The 18,986-nt window shown below is 72.6% G+C and carries 13 protein-coding genes and 1 pseudogene; 5 read left to right on the forward strand and 9 right to left on the reverse strand.

Annotated elements, in window-relative coordinates; genetic code table 11:
- Window positions 1-107: 107 nt before the first annotated feature.
- Window positions 108-5,165: an NAD-glutamate dehydrogenase gene (locus ACZ6S5_RS31140; RefSeq protein ID WP_466005801.1), complete on the reverse strand. Its 5,058-nt coding sequence runs from the start codon at window positions 5,163-5,165 to the stop codon at window positions 108-110.
- Window positions 5,166-5,453: 288 nt separating this feature from the next.
- Here ACZ6S5_RS31140 and ACZ6S5_RS31145 point away from each other — a divergent pair, with 288 nt between their 5' ends.
- A complete protein-coding gene (locus ACZ6S5_RS31145) occupies window positions 5,454-7,415 on the forward strand; it encodes a penicillin-binding transpeptidase domain-containing protein (protein ID WP_466005802.1) in 1,962 nt (653 codons plus the stop codon).
- Window positions 7,416-7,787: 372 nt separating this feature from the next.
- Here the strand turns inward: ACZ6S5_RS31145 and ACZ6S5_RS31150 are convergent.
- The 4 genes and pseudogenes from ACZ6S5_RS31150 to ACZ6S5_RS31165 form a co-directional block, all read right to left on the reverse strand.
- A pseudogene (locus ACZ6S5_RS31150) lies at window positions 7,788-8,888 on the reverse strand (arginase family protein); the annotation flags it as partial.
- 66 nt (window positions 8,889-8,954) lie between these two features.
- Window positions 8,955-9,875, reverse strand: coding sequence for a tetratricopeptide repeat protein (locus ACZ6S5_RS31155; RefSeq protein ID WP_466005803.1), 921 nt, complete (start codon window positions 9,873-9,875; stop codon window positions 8,955-8,957).
- 115 nt (window positions 9,876-9,990) lie between these two features.
- Window positions 9,991-11,679, reverse strand: a complete 1,689-nt coding sequence (locus ACZ6S5_RS31160; RefSeq protein WP_466005804.1) for an acyl-CoA mutase large subunit family protein — start codon at window positions 11,677-11,679, stop codon at window positions 9,991-9,993.
- Window positions 11,680-11,797: 118 nt separating this feature from the next.
- A complete protein-coding gene (locus ACZ6S5_RS31165) occupies window positions 11,798-12,037 on the reverse strand; it encodes a tautomerase family protein (RefSeq protein WP_466005805.1) in 240 nt (79 codons plus the stop codon).
- Window positions 12,038-12,071: 34 nt separating this feature from the next.
- On the opposite strand from ACZ6S5_RS31165, the gene ACZ6S5_RS31170 reads away from it, so the two are divergent.
- Window positions 12,072-12,215, forward strand: a complete 144-nt coding sequence (locus ACZ6S5_RS31170; RefSeq protein WP_466005806.1) for a hypothetical protein — start codon at window positions 12,072-12,074, stop codon at window positions 12,213-12,215.
- Between the two features lie 61 nt (window positions 12,216-12,276).
- On the opposite strand, the gene ACZ6S5_RS31175 is transcribed toward ACZ6S5_RS31170, so the two are convergent.
- The 4 genes from ACZ6S5_RS31175 to ACZ6S5_RS31190 are packed head-to-tail and all read right to left on the reverse strand — an operon-like array spanning window position 12,277 to window position 15,172.
- Window positions 12,277-12,690 carry an Asp23/Gls24 family envelope stress response protein gene (locus tag ACZ6S5_RS31175; protein ID WP_466005807.1) on the reverse strand — a complete coding sequence of 138 codons (414 nt, stop codon included), beginning with the start codon at window positions 12,688-12,690 and terminating at the stop codon, window positions 12,277-12,279.
- Window positions 12,683-12,970, reverse strand: a complete 288-nt coding sequence (locus tag ACZ6S5_RS31180; RefSeq protein WP_466005808.1) for a hypothetical protein — start codon at window positions 12,968-12,970, stop codon at window positions 12,683-12,685. Before ACZ6S5_RS31180 ends, ACZ6S5_RS31175 begins: the two co-directional genes overlap by 8 nt.
- Before the next feature lie 7 nt (window positions 12,971-12,977).
- The gene (meaB, locus tag ACZ6S5_RS31185) at window positions 12,978-13,913 is read right to left on the reverse strand and encodes a methylmalonyl Co-A mutase-associated GTPase MeaB (RefSeq protein ID WP_466005825.1); all 936 of its coding nucleotides are present in this window, start codon (window positions 13,911-13,913) and stop codon (window positions 12,978-12,980) included.
- 59 nt (window positions 13,914-13,972) lie between these two features.
- Complete coding sequence (locus tag ACZ6S5_RS31190; RefSeq protein ID WP_466005809.1) at window positions 13,973-15,172, reverse strand: acetyl-CoA C-acetyltransferase; 1,200 nt, start codon at window positions 15,170-15,172, stop codon at window positions 13,973-13,975.
- Between the two features lie 60 nt (window positions 15,173-15,232).
- On the opposite strand from ACZ6S5_RS31190, the gene mce reads away from it, so the two are divergent.
- The 3 genes from mce to ACZ6S5_RS31205 all read left to right on the forward strand — a co-directional run bounded on the left by mce (window position 15,233) and on the right by ACZ6S5_RS31205 (window position 18,884).
- A complete protein-coding gene (mce, locus tag ACZ6S5_RS31195) occupies window positions 15,233-15,709 on the forward strand; it encodes a methylmalonyl-CoA epimerase (RefSeq protein ID WP_466005810.1) in 477 nt (158 codons plus the stop codon).
- Between the two features lie 290 nt (window positions 15,710-15,999).
- Window positions 16,000-17,355, forward strand: a complete 1,356-nt coding sequence (gene ccrA, locus ACZ6S5_RS31200; RefSeq protein ID WP_466005826.1) for a crotonyl-CoA carboxylase/reductase — start codon at window positions 16,000-16,002, stop codon at window positions 17,353-17,355.
- Between the two features lie 275 nt (window positions 17,356-17,630).
- On the forward strand, window positions 17,631-18,884 hold the full coding sequence (locus tag ACZ6S5_RS31205; RefSeq protein ID WP_466005811.1) for a coiled-coil domain-containing protein: 1,254 nt from the start codon (window positions 17,631-17,633) through the stop codon (window positions 18,882-18,884).
- The last annotated feature ends 102 nt before the right edge of the window (window positions 18,885-18,986 follow it).

An 18,986-nucleotide genomic window follows, 5' to 3' on the forward strand; every position in this document is an offset into this window, starting at 1 on the left:
CCCCCCCCCCCCCCCCCCCCCCCCCCCCCCCCCCCCCCCCCCCCCCCCCCCCCCCCCCCCCCCCCCCCCCCCCCCCCCCCCCCCCCCCCCGCCGGTGTCCGTGCGGGTCAGGCCGCCGCCGAGGTCCGCACCAGGGTACGGATCTGCCGCAGCAGCACCGACAGGGCGGAGAGGTCGGCGCGGGACTCGTCGAACTCCCCCATCGCCCGGTGCGCCCGGTGGATCGAGGTGGCATTCGCCTGCTCCCACTCCTGCACCCGCTCGACCGGCGGGAGGCTGTCCGGGGTGGAGCCGAGGACCTCCGCGGTGAGCGCGGCCAGCGCGGCGTACAGGTCGTAGCGCAGCGCCATCCGGGCCAGGGTCTGCCAGCGGTCCTCCCGTGGCAGCAGGGAGATCTTCGACAACAGGGCGTCCACCCGGAACCGGTCGGAGAGGACGAAGTAGACCGAGGCCACCTCGCTCACGTCCCGGCCGGTCGACTGGGCGGTCTCCACCACGTCGAGCAGGCCGAAGCTGTACATCAGCCGGGTCGCCTGCTCGGCCAGCTCGCGGGGCAGCCCCTTCTCGGTCAGCGAGTCGATGTGGGCGGCGATCGCCTCCCGCTCGGTGCCGTAGAAGAGGTGCTCCAGGTCCGGCAGGAGCCGGGCCACGCCGTCCCGCAGCCGGGCGATCTCCCCCGGCACGTCGATCGGCGAGCGCCGGTTGGTGACCAGCCAGCGCACCGCGCGGTCGAGCAGCCGGCGGGTGTCGAGGTAGACGCTGGTCTGCAACTCGGGCGAGACCCTGATGTCCGGCGACTCCACCGCGTCCCAGAGGTCGCGCAGCCCGAACACCTCGCGGACCACCACGTACGCCCGCAGCACGTCCGCCGCCGACGCGGCCGTCTCCTCGACGACCCGGAAGACGAACGAGATGCCGCCCCGGTTGATCGCCTCGTTGACGAGCACGGTGGTGACGATGTCCCGGCGCAGCCGGTGCTGCCCCATCCGGTCGGCGAACCGTTCGCGCAGCGGCGTCGGGAAGTAGTTGACCAGGACGTCGGTCGTCCACTCCTCGTCCGCCAGCCCCTCGCCGACGATCTCCCGCTCCAGCACGATCTTCACGTATGCGAGCAGCACCGCGAACTCCGGCGCGGTCAGGCCGGTCTCGGTCCGGACCGCCAGCTCCTCGTCCGGCGGGAGCGCCTCCAGCGCCCGGTCGAGCTGGCCGGACCGCTCCAGCTCGTTGATCATCCGGCGGTGCACCGGCAGCAGCGAGGCGGCCTGGGCCTGGGCGTTGTTGAGCGCCCGGGCCTGGTCGTAGTTGTCCCGCAGCACCAGCTCGGCGACCTCGTCGGTCATCTGGGCGAGCAGCTCGTCCCGCGCCGGCCGGTCCAGTTCGCCGTCGGCGACCGCGGTGTTGAGCAGGATCTTGATGTTCACCTCGTGGTCGGAGCAGTCCACCCCGGCCGCGTTGTCGATGAAGTCGGTGTAGATCCGGCCGCCGGCCGAGGCGTACTCGATCCGGCCGTGCTGGGTGAAGCCCAGGTTGCCGCCCTCACCGACCACCCGGCAGCGCAGGCCCTTGCCGTCCACCCGGATGGCGTCGTTGGACTTGTCCCCGACCTCGGCGTTGGTCTGCGTCGACGCCTTCACGTAGGTGCCGATGCCGCCGTTCCAGAACAGGTCCACCGGCGCGGTCAGGATCGCCTTCATCAGCTCCTGCGGGCTGAGCTGCGTGACGTCCTCGTCGAGCCCGAGCACCGCGCGCACCTGTGGCGAGACCGGCACCGACTTGGCGGTACGCGGGTACACCCCGCCGCCGGCCGAGATCAGCTCCCGGTTGTAGTCCTCCCAGGACGACCGGGGCAGGTCGAACAGCCGCTTCCGCTCGTCCCACGAGGTGGCCGCGTCCGGGTCCGGGTCGAGGAAGATGTGCCGGTGGTCGAAGGCGGCCAGCAGCCGGATGTGCTTCGACAGCAGCATCCCGTTGCCGAACACGTCGCCGGACATGTCGCCGACGCCGACCACGGTGAAGTCCTGGGTCTGGGTGTCGTGACCCAGCTCCCGGAAGTGCCGCTTCACCGACTCCCAGGCACCCCGGGCGGTGATGCCCATCTTCTTGTGGTCGTAGCCGGCCGAGCCGCCGGAGGCGAACGCGTCGCCCAGCCAGAAGTTGTGCGCGGCGGAGATCTCGTTGGCGATGTCGGAGAACGTCGCGGTGCCCTTGTCCGCCGCCACCACCAGGTACGGGTCGTCCGAGTCGTGCCGGACCACGTCCTCCGGCGGCACGATCGCGCCGCCGACGATGTTGTCGGTGACGTCGAGCAGCGCGCCGACGAACTCCTTGTAGCAGATCACCGCCTCGTCCCGGTCGCCCGGCTTCTGCTTGAGCACGAAGCCGCCCTTGGCGCCCACCGGCACGATCACGGCGTTCTTCACCATCTGCGCCTTGACCAGGCCCAGCACCTCGGTACGGAAGTCCTCCCGCCGGTCGGACCAGCGCAGGCCGCCCCGGGCCACCGGCCCGAAGCGCAGATGCACGCCCTCGAACCGGGGCGAGTAGACGAAGATCTCGAACTTGGGCCGCGGCGCGGGCAGGTCCGGGATGGCCTGCGGGTCCAGCTTGAACGCGACGTACGGCTTGGGCCGCCCGCCGGCCGGCTTCTGGTAGAAGCTGGTCCGTAGGGTGGCCTGGATCAACGTCAGGTACGACCGCAGAATCCGGTCCTGGTCCAGGCTGGCCACGTCGTCCAGCGCCTCGCCGATCGCGTTGACCAGCTCGCCGCTGCGCTGCCGCCGCTCGTCCAGGGTGGTCGCGCCCGGGGCGAACCGGGTCTCGAAGAGCTCCACCAGCAGCGAAGCGATCTTCGGGTACGCGATGAAGGTCTGCTCCATGTACTCCTGGGAGAAGACCGTGCCCGCCTGGCGCAGATACTTCGCGTACGCCCGGAGCACCACGACCTGCCGCCAGGTGAGCCCGGCCCGGAGCACCAGCTCGTTGAAGCCGTCCACCTCGGCCTCGCCCCGCCAGGCGGCGGCGAAGGCGTTCTCCACGTGCGGCCGCACCTCGGCCAGCTCCTGATGCGCCTCGGGCAGTTGCAGCCCGAAGTCGTACAGCCAGATCCGGCCGTCGACCCGCTCCACCTCGTACGGGTGCTCGTCGACCACCTTCACGCCGAGCGAGTGCAGCACCGGCAGCACGGCGGAGAGCATCATCGGCTCGCCGTACCGGTAGACCTTGAACCGGACGTCCATGGTCTCGTCAATCTCGCGGCCGACGCCGTTGGTACGCGCGAGCTGCTTGCGGAACAGGTGCATCTCGAGCTGGCCGGGCTCCTCCAGCAGCTCCAGCTTGGCCAGGTCCTTCATCGCCTCGTACGGCGTGTGCCCGTCCTTGTAGCCCTCCGGGAACGCGTCGGCGTACCGGCTGAACAGGTGCTTGGCCTGCTCGTCACCGAGCTTGCGCTCCAGCACCAGCCGGTAGTCGTCGTCCCACAGCCGGGTGGCGTCGGCCAGCTCCTCGGCGAGCAGGTCGGCGTCGATCTCCCCGGGCGGGTTGGTCGGGTCGGTCCGGACGATGAAGTGCACCCGGGCGAGCATCGACTCGGTGACCCGGGTGGTGTAGTCGACCCCGACGCCGTTCAGCTCGCGCAGCAGGATGTCCTGCATGCGCAGCCGGTTCTGCGTGGTGAACCGGTCCCGGGGCAGGTAGATCAGGCAGGAGATGAACCGCCCGTACGCGTCCCGGCGCAGGAAGACCCGCAACTGGCGGCGGCCGGCCATCCGCAGCACGCCGGTCACCGCGTGGTAGAGGTCGTCGGTCTTGATCTGGAACAGCTCGTCGCGCGGGTAGGTCTCCAGGATCTGGAGCAGGTCCTTGCCGGAGTGGCTGCGCAGGCTCAGCCCCGAGCGGTCCAGCACCTCGGCGACCTTGCGGCGGACCACCGGCAGCTCCTGCACGCTGGTCCGGTACGCCGCGGTCGAGAACAGGCCCAGGAAACGCCGCTCCCCGACCACGTCCCCGGCGTCGTTGAAGATCTTGAAGCCGATGTAGTCGAGGTAGGCCGAGCGGTGCACGGTGGCCCGCGAGTTGGCCTTCGTGATGATCAGGAGGCGCTTCTCCAACACCTTCTCGTGCGCCTCGGGGGTCATCGACGAGAGCGCCCGGGCCTCCGGCGAGTCGGAGCGGAGGATGCCCAGGCCGGTGCCGAGGACGGCCTCGAGGGCCTGGCCGCCGTCCGCGCCGTCGGTGTCGACCAGCCGGTACTCCCGGTAGCCGAGGAAGGTGAAGTGGTCGTGCGCGAGCCAGCGCAGCAGCTCGACCGAGTCGGTGATGTCCTTCTCCGGCACCGGCGGCCGGTTGTCCGAGGTACGCGCGGAGGCCAGCTCGTCGGCGAGCGCGAGGGCCCGCTGCCGCATCTTGGGCCAGTCCTCCACGGCCTCCCGGACGTCGGTGAGCACCCGCTGCAGCTCCCGGCGCAGCCTCTCCCGCTCGGCCGGGTCACGGACCGGGTCGATCTCGATCCGCATCCAGCTCTCGACCAGATCACCGGCGATCGCGTCGTCCGGCTCCACGTCGGCGGAGACCTCGGTGAGCCGGCCCAGCGGCTCCCGGCGGACCACCACCAGCGGGTGGACCAGCAGGTGCACGTCGAGGTGGTACGAGTTGAGCAGCGCGGTAACCGAGTCGACCAGGAACGGCATGTCGTCGGTGACGATCTCGATCACCGTGTGGTGCTGGTCGGCGTCCGGCTCGTGGATGCGCAGCTTCAGCTCACCCGGTACGCGCTGCTGGGCCAGGTCCCGGTGGGCCCGGGCGGCGTCGAGCATCTCCTCGGCGGTGAAGCCGATCAGCTCCTCGTCGGGGGCGAACCGCCAGAAGCGGCCGACCAGGGTCGCCGCGTCGTGGTCGTCACCGGCCAGCGCGACCGCCTGGGCGACCAGGCGCTCCGCGTTGGGCACCGGCTCGTCCAGCTCGGCGTCCTCCGTGTCGTCGCCCAGCGCCTGCGTCGGCAGGCCCAGGTCGTAGAGGGTGTCGATGCTGGAACCGGTCATCCCGGTTGTGCCTGTGTCGAGACGGCTGAAACCGTCCCCGTCGGTCGCCGAATCGAAGCTGTCATCGTCCCGGCCGGTGTCAGCCTGCCGGAGGTCGGGTCCCGGTTTGATCGCCGGACGCCGGTCCATCGGTGCCACTCCCCTCGACCCACCGCGTTGTGGGTCACTCTGCCGCCCAGCCTAGGCCCTGCCGCTCTGACCGTTCGTCGGCGGACCACTGGCCGGACGTCCGGATCGGGACTCTGTCCTTTCACCCGTTGCGGGTACGTGGTCGGCTGGTCGCGGAGTACCCGGACTGGCGATGTTCATCACACTGCCACGTGCCGGTCTTTGCCCGGTTCGGGGCGGTGGCGGGGCGGTGGGGACCGGCCCGCCGTACTAGCGTGCAGGGCAGTTACGCACCGGAGGGACTGCTCCATGCCCGTGTCGTACCCCGTCCGCCGCCACCTCTCCCCTCGCCGGCCGGTCCTCGCGGCGCTGGCCGCCGTCGTGCTCGCGACGGGGACGCTGGTCGGGTGCTCGGGCGAGGGCGGGCCGGAGGCCAGCGTCGACGCCTTCCTGAAGGGCTGGCGCTCGGGTGATCTCCAAGCGGTCGGCTTCGTCGACGCGGCCGGGGCCAAGATCCCGGCCGGCGAGGTGACGAAGGAGATCAGGTCGCTCTCCGGCGAGCTGGCCGACAGCCCGCCGGAGCTGAGGCGGGCCGGCGACGCGAAGATCACCGCCGACCTGGCCACCGCGCGGGTCCAGGTCACCTGGCGCCTGCCGGGCGGGACCCGCTGGGCCTACGAGAGCCCGCTACGCCTCAAGCGCGGCGGCGACGACCAGTGGCAGGTGATCTGGGAATCGACCGTCGTCCAGGAGAAGCTGGAGAAGGGCGACCGGCTGGCGCTGCGCCGCGACCCGGCACCCCGGGCCGGCATCCTCGGCGGCGGGGGCGCCCCGATCGTCGCGCCCCGGCCGGTGATCCGGGTGGGCGTGCAGCCCAGCGAGGTCACCGACGTGAAGGCCCTGGTCCGGCAGCTCGACGCCGCATTCAAGGCGATCCGGCCCGCGCTCACCCCGCCGGTCGACCTCGCCGACCTGCCCAAGCGCGTCGCCGAGGCCGAACCGGGCGCGTTCGTCGAGGTGGTGACGCTCCGCGACGAGGCGTACCGGCAGATCAAGCCGCGGATCTACGACCTGCCCGGCACTAAGTTCCAGACCGACAAGCTCGACCTGGCCCCGACCCGTGAGTTCGCGCGGGCCCTGCTCGGCTCGGTCGACCCGGCCCAGGCCGACGACCTCCAGGCCCACCCGGACAAGTACGTCCGGGGCGACCTGGTCGGCCACGGCGGCCTCCAGGGCCGGCACGACGACCGGCTGCGCGGCACCCCGGGGCTGACCGTGGTCACCGAGCGCGCCGCACCCGACGGCACCACCGGCCCCACGGGCGTGGAGGTCTTCCGCGCCGAGCCGAAGCCCGGCCAGCCGCTGAAGACCACCCTCGACGTGGCCACCCAGAACGCCGCCGACACGGCGCTGCGCGGCGAGAACCGGCGCTCGGCCCTGGTGGCCGTGCGGATCAGCGACGGCGCGGTGCTGGCCGCCGCGAACGGCCCCGGCGCGGCCGGCGAGAATCTCGCCTTCGGTGCCCAGGTGCCGCCCGGCTCGACCTTCAAGATGGTCAGCGCGCTCGCCCTGCTCGACCAGGGCGCGGTGACGCCGGCAACGACGGTCGACTGCCCCAGGACCAAGGTGGTGGACGGCCGGTCGTTCAAGAACTCGGACAACTTCGAGCTGGGATCGGTGCCGTTCACCACCGACTTCGCGAGGTCCTGCAACACCGCCTTCGTCTCACTGGCGCCGAAGCTCGGGGCGGACGGGCTGGCGCAGGCCGGCCGCACCCTCGGCCTGGAGGGCGAGTGGGATCTCGGGGCGGACGTCTTCACCGGCAAGGTCTCCGCCAACGGCTCGGCCACGGAGCAGGCCGCCGCCGCGATCGGCCAGGGCACCACCGTGGTGAGTCCACTCGCCATGGCCGGTGCCACCGCCGCCGTGGCCCGGGGCCGCTGGGAGCAGCCGAAGCTGCTGCTCGACCCCGCGCCGGCGAAGCCCGTCCCGGCCGGCCCGGCGCTGAAGGCCGAGTCCGTGTCGGCGTTGAAGACCATGATGCGCGCGGTGGTCACCAGCGGCACCGCCAGCGCCCTGAAGGACGTCCCGGGCGAGCCGGTGTACGGCAAGACCGGCACCGCCGAGTACGACAACAACCCGGCGCACACCCACGCCTGGTTCGTCGGCTGGCAGGGTGACGTCGCCTTCGCCGTCTTCGTCGAACAGGGCGGCTCCAGCACGTCCAGCGCGGTCCCGATCGCCGAGCGCTTCCTCCGCGGCCGCATCTGACCCCGTCCCCGCCCCACTCAGCGGCGCGCGGCGACCCGGCGTCGATCAGGCGATGTCCACACCGGGACTCGCCGGCTCGGCCCCGCTGGACCGCACAGCTGCCTCACCCTCGGTGACCGGCAGTCGGCGCAGCAGGCCCGGCCCGGCCGACGCCGGCGGACCAACGGCCTCCTCCACGCCCTCGACCGACTGCCCAAGCGACGCCCGCCGCAGCAGCCCCGGCCCAGCGTCATCAGTCGCCCCGACCTCGGCCACCCGCCGCAGCCGGCCCGGCGCCGACTCGTCATCCGGATCGTCCTCGACGACCGACACCCGCCGCAGCAACCCGGGCCCGGACCGGTCGGGGTTGTCGGCCTCCGGGCCGGCACCGTCCCGGTGAACCGGCTCGGCATCGTCGGCGGGGCCCGACAGGGCCGGGCCGATCGGCTCCACGGCGACGGCGGGGACCGGCACGGCCGCCGACACGGGCAGCACGGGGCGCTCGGCAGGCCGCCCGTTGCCCGGCCGGGGCGCCGGGGCGACCGGGCCGGACGGCAGCAGCCGGGGCGGCACCGCGGTCGGCGCGGACACCGGGGCGAGCCCGGCCACCACGGTGTTGACGATCTCGGCGGCGTACGACCCGTCGGGGTCGTAGTCGGGGTCGAAGACGGTCAACTCGACCCCCAGGCAGTGCGGGGTGTCGACCAGGCCGGCGAGCAGGATCTCCAGCTCGGCGAAGGCGATCCCGCCCGGGTCGGGCGCGTCCACGGCGGGCATCACCGCCGGGTCGAGCACGTCCACGTCGATGTGCACCCAGTAGCCGGCGCAGTCCGCCAACTGCTCGTGCGCCCACTGGGCGGTCCGCGCCGCCCCCTCGGCGCGCAGCGCCGGCACCGGCCGGGTGGTGATGCCGGCGGCCTGCAGATCGAGCCGGTACTCGTCCTGCGCCCGGATGCCGAGCACCACCACGTCGATGTCCCGGAAGTAGGGGCGCCGACCCTCGATGGCCGCCAGGTCGGCCTGCCCCCGCCCAGTGACCAGGGCGAGGTCCTCCCCCGCCGCCGCGCCCACGTACGAGGCGTTGCCGGGGTGGCGGAAGTCGGAGTGGCCGTCCACGAAGACCAGCCCGATCCGGCCGCCGACGGCCTCGCCGAGCCGGTGCATGGCCAGCGCCGAGCCGAGCAGCACCGAGCAGTCCCCGCCGAGCACCAGCGGGAACTCGCCCCGGTCGATGATCGCGCCGAGCCGGTCGGCCATCGCCACGGAATAGCCCGAGATCTCCCGGGCGTGGCAGACACCGTCGCCGGGGCGCCAGTCGCCCGGGTCGTAGCGGGGCGGGGTGAGGCAGCCGGCGTCGCGGGCCCGCAGCCGGGCGAGCAGCCCGTGGTCCCGCAGCGCGCCGGGTGCCTTGGCGCAGCCGGGGACCGAGGTGGACGTGGGAGGGCGCAGGCCGAGGTTGGTCGGCGCGTCGAGGACGGCGATCCGGCGCGTCATGGGCTCCCGTCCTCGTCGGTCGGGCGGGCCGGCCGGTACGCCGGCCCGCGCTGGCGTGCTACGAACCTAGAACAACGCGCTGGCCAGCGCCCGCCGGGCGGACGCCACGGCGGGGTCCTCCGGGCCGGCGATGGTGAACAGCGAGACGAGGTGCTGGCGTGCCTTCTCCCGGTCGTCGCCGGCGGTCCGCCGGACCAGGCCGACGAGCCGGGCGTACGCCTGCTCGGCCAGGCCGCTGAGCACCTCGATGTCGGCGGCGAGGAGCTGGGCCTCGACGTCGTCGGGAGCCTGCTCGGCGGCGGCGAGCGCGGCCCGCGGGTCGGCGCCGGCCACCCGGCGGGCGACCCCGACCTGGGCCAGGCCGGACTCGGCCGCGGCGTCCGCCGGGCTCTCGGCCAGGATCTTCCGGTACGCCGCCTCGGCGGCGTCCAGGTCGCCGGACATCAGCGCGTCGTCGGCCTCGGTGAGCCGCGGGTCCTCGGGCTCGGCGACGGTCACGCCACCGGCCTTCAGCACGGCCTGGATCCACTGGCGGAGCTGGGCCTCGGGCACCACGCCGGAGAAGGCGTCGATCGGCTGGCCGCCGACCACCGCGTAGACCATCGGGATGCCCTGGACCCGGAACATCTGGGCGAGCCGCGGGTTGGCGTCCACGTCGATCCGGGCGAGCACCCAGGCTCCGTTGCCCTCGGCGGCCAGCCGCTCCAGCACCGGCGACAGCTGCTTGCAGGGCTCGCACCACTCGGCCCAGAAGTCCACGACCACCGGTGTGGTCAGCGACCGCTCCAGCACCTCGGACTGGAAGGTCGCCTCGGTCACGTCGATCACGGCCACACCGCCGCCTGCGGCGGGGCCGCCGGGGACGCCGGCGGGCGGGCCGGCCTGGGCCGGGGTGGCGGGGCGGGAGGGTTCGGGGGTGCCGCGCAGCGCGCTGAGGTCGACCGCGCCGCGGGTGAAGATCGACGAGGTGATCCGTGGGTCGCTCATGGTTATCTAGTCTCGCACGTGTCCCGCCGAACTCAGATCAACCGCGACGGCGACAGTTGCAACTCTCACGCTGCTCGGCACCGGTGCCGGGGACGCCCGGCACCGGTGCGGCGACTCAGAAGCGGGCGGGCTCGCGGTAGACGCCCCACTCGGCGCGCAGCGCGTCGCAGATCTCGCCCAGGGTGGCCTCGGCGCGGACCGCGTCCAGCATGGCCGGGATCATGTTCTCCCCGGTCCGGGCGACGTCGACCATGCGCTGCACGGCGGCCTTGACGGCGGCGTCGTCGCGGGCGGACTTGCGCTCGGCCAGCACCCGGCGCTGCTCCAGCTCGACCTCGTGCGAGATGCGCAGGATCTCCAGGTCCTTGGCGACCGTACCGGTGTGGCAGTTGACCCCGACGATCTTCTTCTCGCCCTTCTCCAGCGACTGCTGGTAGGCGAAGGCCGACTCGGCGATGTGGCCGGTGAACCAGCCGTCCTCGATGCCGCGCAGGATGCCCGAGGTCATCGGGCCGATCTTGTGCGGGCCGTCGCCGCCGAGCTGCCGGATCCGGGCGAAGATCTCCTCCGCCTCGGCCTCGATCCGGTCGGTCAGCGCCTCGACGTACCAGGCGCCGCCGAGCGGGTCCGCCACGTTGGTCACCCCGGTCTCCTCCATCAGCACCTGCTGGGTACGCAGGGCGATCTCGGCCGACTCGTCGGTGGGCAGCGCGAGGGTCTCGTCGAGGGCGTTGGTGTGCAGCGAGTTGGTGCCGCCGAGCACCGCCGCGAGCGCCTCCACGGCGGTCCGGACCACGTTGTTGACCGGTTGCTGGGCGGTCAGCGACACCCCGGCGGTCTGGGTGTGGAACTTCAGCCAGAGCGCCTTCTCGCTGGTGGCGCCGTACACGTCGCGCAGCCAGCGGGCCCAGATCCGGCGGGCGGCCCGGAACTTGGCGATCTCCTCGAAGAAGTCCACGTGCGAGTCGAAGAAGAAGCTCAGGCCCGGGGCGAAGACGTTGACGTCCAGGCCACGGGAGAGCCCCAGCTCGACGTAGCCGAACCCGTCGGCCAGGGTGTACGCCAGCTCCTGCGCGGCGGTCGCGCCGGCCTCGCGGATGTGGTAGCCGGAGACCGAGAGCGGCTTGTACTTCGGGATCTCCCGGGCGCAGTACTCCATCAGGTCGCCGATCAGGCGCAGGTGCGGCTCCGGGTCGAAGAGCCACTCCTTCTGCGCGATGTACTCCTTGAAGATGTCCGTCTGGAGCGTGCCGTCCAGGGTGGAGAGGTCGGCGCCCTGCCGCTCGGCGGCGACCAGGTACATGCAGAAGACCGGCACGGCCGGGCCGGAGATGGTCATCGAGGTGGTCACGCCGGCCAGGTCGATGCCGCCGAAGAGCACCTCCATGTCGGCGGCCGAGTCGATGGCCACCCCGCAGTGGCCCACCTCACCGAGCGACTGCGGGTCGTCGGAGTCGCGGCCCATCAGGGTCGGCATGTCGAAGGCGACGGAGAGCCCGCCGCCACCGGCGCCGAGGATCATCTTGTAGCGCTCGTTGGTCTGCTGGGCGTTGCCGAACCCGGCGAACTGCCGGATGGTCCAGGTCCGCCCGCGGTAGCCGGTCGGGTAGAGCCCCCGGGTGTACGGGAACTCGCCCGGCCAGCCGATCCGGTCGAAGCCCGGGTAGGGCACGCCCTCCGGCGGGCCGTAGACCGGGTCGACGGGCATGCCGGAGAGCGTGGTGAAGTCCGCGTCGCGCTTGCGGGCGGCGTCGTAGCGGGCCTGCCAGCGGGCCCGACCGGCGGCGATCTCGTCGGCGTCCATGCGCGGAGCTCCTCCTCGAGTCCTCGACCTGAAGACCGAGTGTAGAACGCCGGCCTGAACGATCGCTAAGGATGTGCGTACCGGCCGGTAACCCGGCCGCCGGTACGCACCCGTGCGGTCACTCCGGTGAGCGGGAGCTCTGCTGTCGCCGGAGCCCTGCGACCGGGAGGCCGCCCCGTCCCCAGTTCTCGGTGTCGACCTCGTCGATCACGACGAAGGTCGAGTCCAACGGCTTGTTCAGGACGTCGAGCAGCAGCTGGCTCACCCCCTTGATGAGGGCCGCCTTCTCCTCGGCGGTCGCCGCGGACGCACCGGGGGTGCTGCCCTCCCGGGTGATCTGGATGGTGACGATCGGCATCACACTGGTCCTTTCTGCGGATTGCCGTGGGTCAGTGACCGGCGTTCTGACCGCCGTCGACGTGCAGGATCTCGCCGGTGACAACGACGCGAGCGCGGACGGGACGGTGGAGTTGGGCTGGTCCACGAGGCTGGTCGTGATGGTGACGATATGGCCCTCGCCGGTGGCGAGCAGGTGATCATCGAGGCGAAGGACCTGGGTCCGGACGCGGCCGACCGGTTGCCGCGCCCCGGGCAGCCTCAGGCGGACGGCCCCGCGGGTCCGCCCAGGGCCACGTCGTCGACCCGGATGTTGATCTCGTCGACCCGCAGCCCGTACGCCTCGACCGCCGAGGTCACCGCCGAGCGGACCGCGTCCGTCACCTCGGGCACCGGCCGGCCGCCGTCGATCACGATGACCAGGTTGACCACCGCCGCGCCGTTGGTGACGTGCGCCGAGCAACCGCGCCGGGCGTCGCCCACCTGGTCCAGCCCGACCTTGTCCAGCACCGCGTTGAAGAAGCGGGCCACGTCGCCGCCGAGCTCGGCCACCCCGGGCACCGACTTCGCGGCGACCACCGCGATCTTCTCCACCACCTCGTCGGAGACGTGCGTCGCGCCGCCCGCCACCGCGTCCGGCAGCACCGACAGCTCCTGGGTCGCGTCGTCAGCCATGCTCTCCCCACCAGGTTCGTCCGGCCCCACGCGCTCGGTGAGGCGGTGCGAGCGTACTAGTCGGGAGGCGTCCCGAGTGGACGGGCCAGGCGGTCCGGCCCTCCGCGATCCGGCGTACCGCCTCCGGGCCGGTCAGCTCGCCCCGCAGCTCGGGGTGGGCGAGGTAGCAGGCCAGCGCGGCGAGCACCACGTCCCGATCGGCGGCCAGCCAGTAGGTACGGACGACGAGGAAGGGCAGGAACCTCAGCCTCCCGGTGTCGAACCGGCCCGTGTACCGCACCGGCGGGTCAGGCGCCCAACTGCTCCAGCAGTTCACCGGCGGCCGCGTACGGGTCGATCGCGCCCTCGGCCACCTTGGCGGCGAGCGTCGGGAGCTGCGTACCGTCGCGCAGCGAGCCGATCCGGTCCCGGAGGGTGCCCAGCGCGATCGCCTCGATCTCGGCGGCGGCCCGGGCCTCCCGGCGGCGGCGCAGCTCGCCGTGCCGGTCCAGCCAGTCGCGGTGCTTGTCGATCGCGGCGGCGATGTCGTCGATCCCCTCGCCGCGCGCGGCGATGGCCCGCACCACCTGCGGCCGCCACTCCCCCGGGCCGCGCTCGCCCAGCGCGATCATGCCCTGGATGTCGCGGACGGTGGCGTCGGCGCCGTCCCGGTCGGCCTTGTTGACCACGAAGACGTCGGCGATCTCCAGGATGCCGGCCTTGACCGCCTGGATCGCGTCACCCATGCCGGGGGCGAGCAGCACCAGCGTGGTGTCGGCCAGCGAGGCCACCTCGACCTCGGCCTGCCCGACGCCGACCGTCTCCACCACCACCACGTCGCAGCCCGCGCCCTCGAGCACCCGCACCGCCTGGGGGGTGGCCGCGGAGAGCCCGCCGAGGTGGCCCCGGCTGGACATCGACCGGATGTAGACGCCGGGGTCGGTGGCGTGGTCCTGCATCCGGACCCGGTCGCCGAGGATCGCCCCGCCGGTGAACGGGCTGGACGGGTCGATGGCCAGCACACCCACCCGGTGGCCGCGGGCCCGCAGTGCCCGGACCAGCTCGTTGGTGGTGGTCGACTTGCCCACCCCGGGGGAGCCGGTCAGCCCGACCACCTGGGCGTGCCCGGCGTACGGCGCGAGGGCCGCCGCGACCTGCGGCAGCACCTCGTCGCCGGACTCGACCAGGGTGATCAACCGGGCCACCGCGCGGGGGTCACCCGCGCGGGCCCGGTCCACCAGCATCGGTACGTCCCGGCTGCGGCGCACCGATCCGGTGGCCGTGGCCGGGCTGTGCTCGTCGGTCACTGCGCGGACTCACCGCCGGACGGCACGTGGATGATCAGGGCGTCGCCCTGGCCGCCGCCGCCGCAGAGCGCCGCCGCTCCGGTGCCGCCGCCCCGCCGCTGGAGCTCCAGCGCCAGGGTGAGCACCAGGCGGGCGCCGGACATGCCGATCGGGTGGCCGAGCGCGATCGCGCCGCCGTTGACGTTGACCTTGTCCGGGCTGACGCCCAGGTCCCGGGTGGACTGGATGCCGACCGCGGCGAACGCCTCGTTGATCTCGATGAGGTCCAGGTCGCCGATGCCCAGGCCGGCCTTCTTCAGCGCGTGGTTGATGGCGTTGGACGGCTGCGAGTGCAGGGAGTTGTCCGGGCCGGCCACGTTGCCGTGCGCGCCGATCTCGGCCAGCCAGGTCAGCCCCAGCTCCTTGGCCTTGGCCTTGCTCATCACGACCACCGCGGCGGCACCGTCGGAGATCGGCGAGGAGCTGCCGGCGGTGATGGTGCCGTCCTTGGTGAACGCCGGCCGGAGCTTGCCCAGCGACTCGGTGGTGGTGTCGGGGCGGATGCCCTCGTCCTCGCTGATCACCAGCGGGTCGCCCTTGCGCTGCGGGATGATCACCGGGGTGATCTCGTCGGCGAAGTGCCCGTTCTTCTGGGCGGCGGCGGCACGCTGGTGGCTGGCGGCGGAGAAGGCGTCCTGCTCCTCGCGGGTGATGCCGTGCTTCGCCCCGTGCCGCTCGGTCGACTCACCCATCGAGCAGCAGTCCCAGGCGTCGCTGAGGCCGTCCAGGGCCATGTGGTCCTTGATCGTGACGTCGCCGTACTTGTAGCCGGAGCGCTGGCCGAGCAGCAGGTGCGGCGCGTTGGTCATGGACTCCATGCCGCCGGCCACCACGATGTCGAACTCGCCGGCCCGGATGAGCTGGTCGGCCAGGGCGATCGCGTCCAGGCCGGAGAGGCAGACCTTGTTGATGGTCAGCGCCGGGGTGGACATCGGGATGCCCGCCTCGACGGCCGCCTGGCGGGCCGGGATCTGGCCCGCGCCGGCCTGGAGCACCTGCCCCATGATCACGTACTGCACCTGGTCGGGCGCGACGCCGGCCCGCTCCAGAGCCGCCTTGATCGCGATGCCACCGAGCTTCGTCGCCGGGAGATCCTTGAGGTTGCCCAGCAGGCGCCCCATGGGGGTCCGCGCGCCGCTGACGATCACCGAAGCCATGCCTGCCTCCGAGGGGTGCCGACCTGTACGCCTTAACGATTGTTCGGTCAGACTAGCGCCATGGCTGAGAACTCCCCCGTCGAGCCCGCTGCCGACTATGTCACAGACATCGGCCTGCGCCGCATCGACCACGTCGGGATCGCCGTGGCCGACCTGGACGCCGCGATCGACTTCTACCAGCGCACCTTCGGGATGCGCTGCGTGCACACCGAGACGAACGAGGAACAGGGCGTCCGCGAGGCGATGCTGGCGGTCGGCCCGACCACCGAGGGCGGCTGCCTGCAGTTGCTCGCGCCGCTCTCGCCCAGCTCTACGATCGCGAAGTTCCTGGACCGCAACGGACCGGGGGTGCAGCAGGTGGCGTACACGGTGGCCGACATCGACGCGGCCTGCGCGGCGCTGCGCGAGCGGGGCGTACGGCTGCTCTACGAGACCCCGAAGCGGGGCACCGCGGACTCGCGGATCAACTTCGTGCACCCCAAGGACGCCGGCGGGGTGCTGGTCGAGCTGGTCGAGCCGGCCACGACCGGGCACTGAGCCGCGCCGTCCCGTCCGCTGCCCGCGGGCGGGACGGCCTCCCATCAGACGGGAACGAGCGCGGCGATGCGCGGTTCAACGTTCCCACGGACACCTCCACGCATCGGTCGATGCAGTTTTTCACACAGGACTTCCGGCCCTAGCTACCGTTCAGTAACGTCCGGGCCCACAGGAGCGCGACCGGTGCCGGATGTGTCGATGGCCGACATGGCGGTCCCGTCGCACCGGCGCCGACGATGGCAGCACCCCTGCCCGCCCCGGTGCGGGTGCGCAACGAACGGGAGGTCACCGTGCAGGACATCCTCGAAGCGATCATGGCGGCGGAAGGCTCCGCGCAGCCGGAGCGGGAACTCGCCGGCCTCGCCGGCCTGCCGGTACCGGAGAGCTACCGGGGCGTGGTCGTCCGCGCCGAGGACACCCGGATGTTTGACGGCATGGCCACCCGGGACAAGGACCCGCGCAAGGCGCTGCACGTCCAGGAGGTGCCCACGCCCGAGCTCGGTCCGGGTGAGGCGCTGGTGGCGGTGATGGCCAGCGCCATCAACTACAACACCGTGTGGACCAGCATCTTCGAGCCGCTGCCCACCTTCAAGTTCCTCCAGCGGTACGGCCGGCTCTCCGAGCTGACCCGCCGGCACGACCTGCCGTACCACGTGGTGGGGTCGGACGCGGCCGGCGTGGTGCTGCGGACCGGCCCCGGGGTGACCCGGTGGAAGGCCGGCGACGAGGTGGTCGCGCACTGCCTGTCGGTCGAGCTGGAGGACGCGGCCGGCCACGACGACACGATGCTCGACCCGCAGCAGCGGATCTGGGGCTTCGAGACCAACTTCGGCGGCCTGGCCGAGCTGGCCGTGGTGAAGGCCAACCAGCTGATGCCCAAGCCCCGCCACCTGAGCTGGGAGGAGGCGGCCAGCCCCGGGCTGGTCAACTCCACCGCGTACCGGCAGCTGGTCTCGCACCACGGGGCGAACATGAAGCAGGGCGACGTGGTGCTGATCTGGGGCGCCTCCGGCGGCCTGGGCGGCTACGCCACCCAGATGGCGCTGGGCGGCGGGGCCATCCCGGTCTGCGTGGTCTCCTCTCCGGAGAAGGCCGAGCTGTGCCGGAAGATGGGCGCCGAGCTGGTGATCGACCGCGCCGCCGAGGGCTTCCGGTTCTGGAAGGACGAGGAGACCCAGGACCCGGACGAGTGGCGCCGCTTCGGTGAGCGGATCCGGGAGCTGACCGGCGGCGAGGACCCGGACATCGTCTTCGAGCACCCCGGCCGGGAGACCTTCGGCGCCAGCGTCTACGTCGCCAAGCGCGGCGGCACCATCGTCACGTGCGCCTCGACCAGCGGCTTCCAGCACCAGTACGACAACCGCTACCTCTGGATGCACCTGAAGCGGATCGTCGGCAGCCACTTCGCCAACTACCACGAGGCGTGGCAGGCCAACCGCCTGGTGGCGCTGGGCAAGGTGCACCCGACGGTGTCGAAGACCTACCCGCTGGAGCAGACCGGCCAGGCCGCGTACGAGGTGCACCGCAACGCGCACCAGGGCAAGGTCGGGGTGCGCTGCCTCGCCCCGTCCGACGGTCTCGGCGTCCGGGACACCGAGCTGCGGTCGCGGCACGAAACGGCGATCAACCGGTTCCGCGGTCACTGACCGTCCGGCCGATCGGGGCACGGCCAAAGCGTGGAGTGGGCATTGCCTTTCCATCGCGCCGGACACCATTCGATTGACGTCCGACAAAGGGCCGCGGGCGAACCGCCCGCGGCCTTTTCGTGCTCACCTTGCGTGACGCCCGGCGCGCCCGGGACCTGCCAAGATCGCCGTTTGGTCCGGTCCCGCCGGACCGGCGAAGTTGACCATGTAATGAGGACACGAAAGCTGCGGACCGCTCTTGCGAAGCACCCTGGGGGGTCTGCCAGTATGTCCCAATGCCCCAGCAGCAGTCCTCCCCTCTTGCGTTCTTCGACAACGCGAACTCCCAGCCCGATTTCACGGTCACCCTCCGCGGATACGAAAAGGGTCAGGTCGACGACTTCATCGGCCGGCTGAGCGCCGCGCTGACCCAGTCCGAGCAGGCCCGCGCCGAGGCCGAGCAGCGGATGAACGACGCCCAGCGTCGGCTCCGCCAGGCCGAGCAGCGCCAGAGCGCGCTCGAGCAGAAGCTCGCCGACACCAACAAGCAGCTCGAGGAGAACAGCCGGCCGACCCTGTCCGGCCTCGGCACCCGCGTCGAGCAGATCCTCCGACTGGCCGAGGAGCAGGCCAACGACCACCGCAACGAGGCCAAGCGCGAGTCGGAGGGCATCCTCTCCGCCGCCCGGCTGGAGGCGCGGGAGATCACCGACAAGGCGCGCGCCGAGGCGGCCGCGATGAAGGCGACCGCCGAGCGGGAGGCCGGCAGCGTCCGCACCGCCGCCGAGCGGGAGGCCGCCGAGGTCCGGGTGCAGGCCCGCCGCGAGGCCGAGACCCTGCGCGCCGACGCCGATCGGGAGACCAAGCAGCTGCGTACGGTCACCGCGCACGAGGTGGCCGAGCTGAAGTCCACGGTCGAGCGTGAGGTCGCCACCCTGCGGGCCACCGCCGAGCGGGAGATCACCCAGCAGCGGGCCAAGGCGGCCCGCGAGGCCGAGGAGAAGCGGGCCGAGGCGACCAAGCTGCTCACCGACGCCCGGGACAAGCGGGACAAGGACCTGCAGGCCCTGGAGCTCCAGCTCGCCGAGCGGCGGGAGAAGGCCGAGCGCGCGGAGTCGGAGCGGCACGCCGCCCAGGTCGCGCAGACCCAGAAGCTGGTCAGCGAGGCCGAGCAGCGGGCCCGGGCCGCCCAGGAGCGGGCCAAGGAGATCGAGCAGCGGGCCGAGGCCCGCCGGGTCGAGTCCGAGCGCACCGCCAACGAGACGGTGGACAAGGCCAAGGCGCTGGCCGACAAGACGCTAAACGAGGCGAAGGCCGAGGCGCAGCGCGTGCTCAACGAGGCCCGCACCGAGGCGGAGCTGACCACCCAGGCGGCCCGCCGCGAGGTCGAGGACCTCACTCGGCAGAAGGACGCCGTCACCTCGCAGCTCGGGCAGATGCTCTCCGGTCTCGCCGGCATCGTGCCGGGCGTGCCGCAGGGCGGCGCGAAGCCGGAGGCGGCCAAGGCCGACAGCTCCGAGCAGAAGGCAACGGCCGAGTCGGCGAGCTGAGCACGACCCGCAACGGGGCATGAGCCGCGGGGGGGGGGGGGGGGGGGGGGGGGGGGGGGCGCCCCCCCCCCCCCCCTTCCGGCCCTCTTCTCTACCCCCCCG

This window comes from Micromonospora sp. NPDC051924, assembly GCF_055586005.1.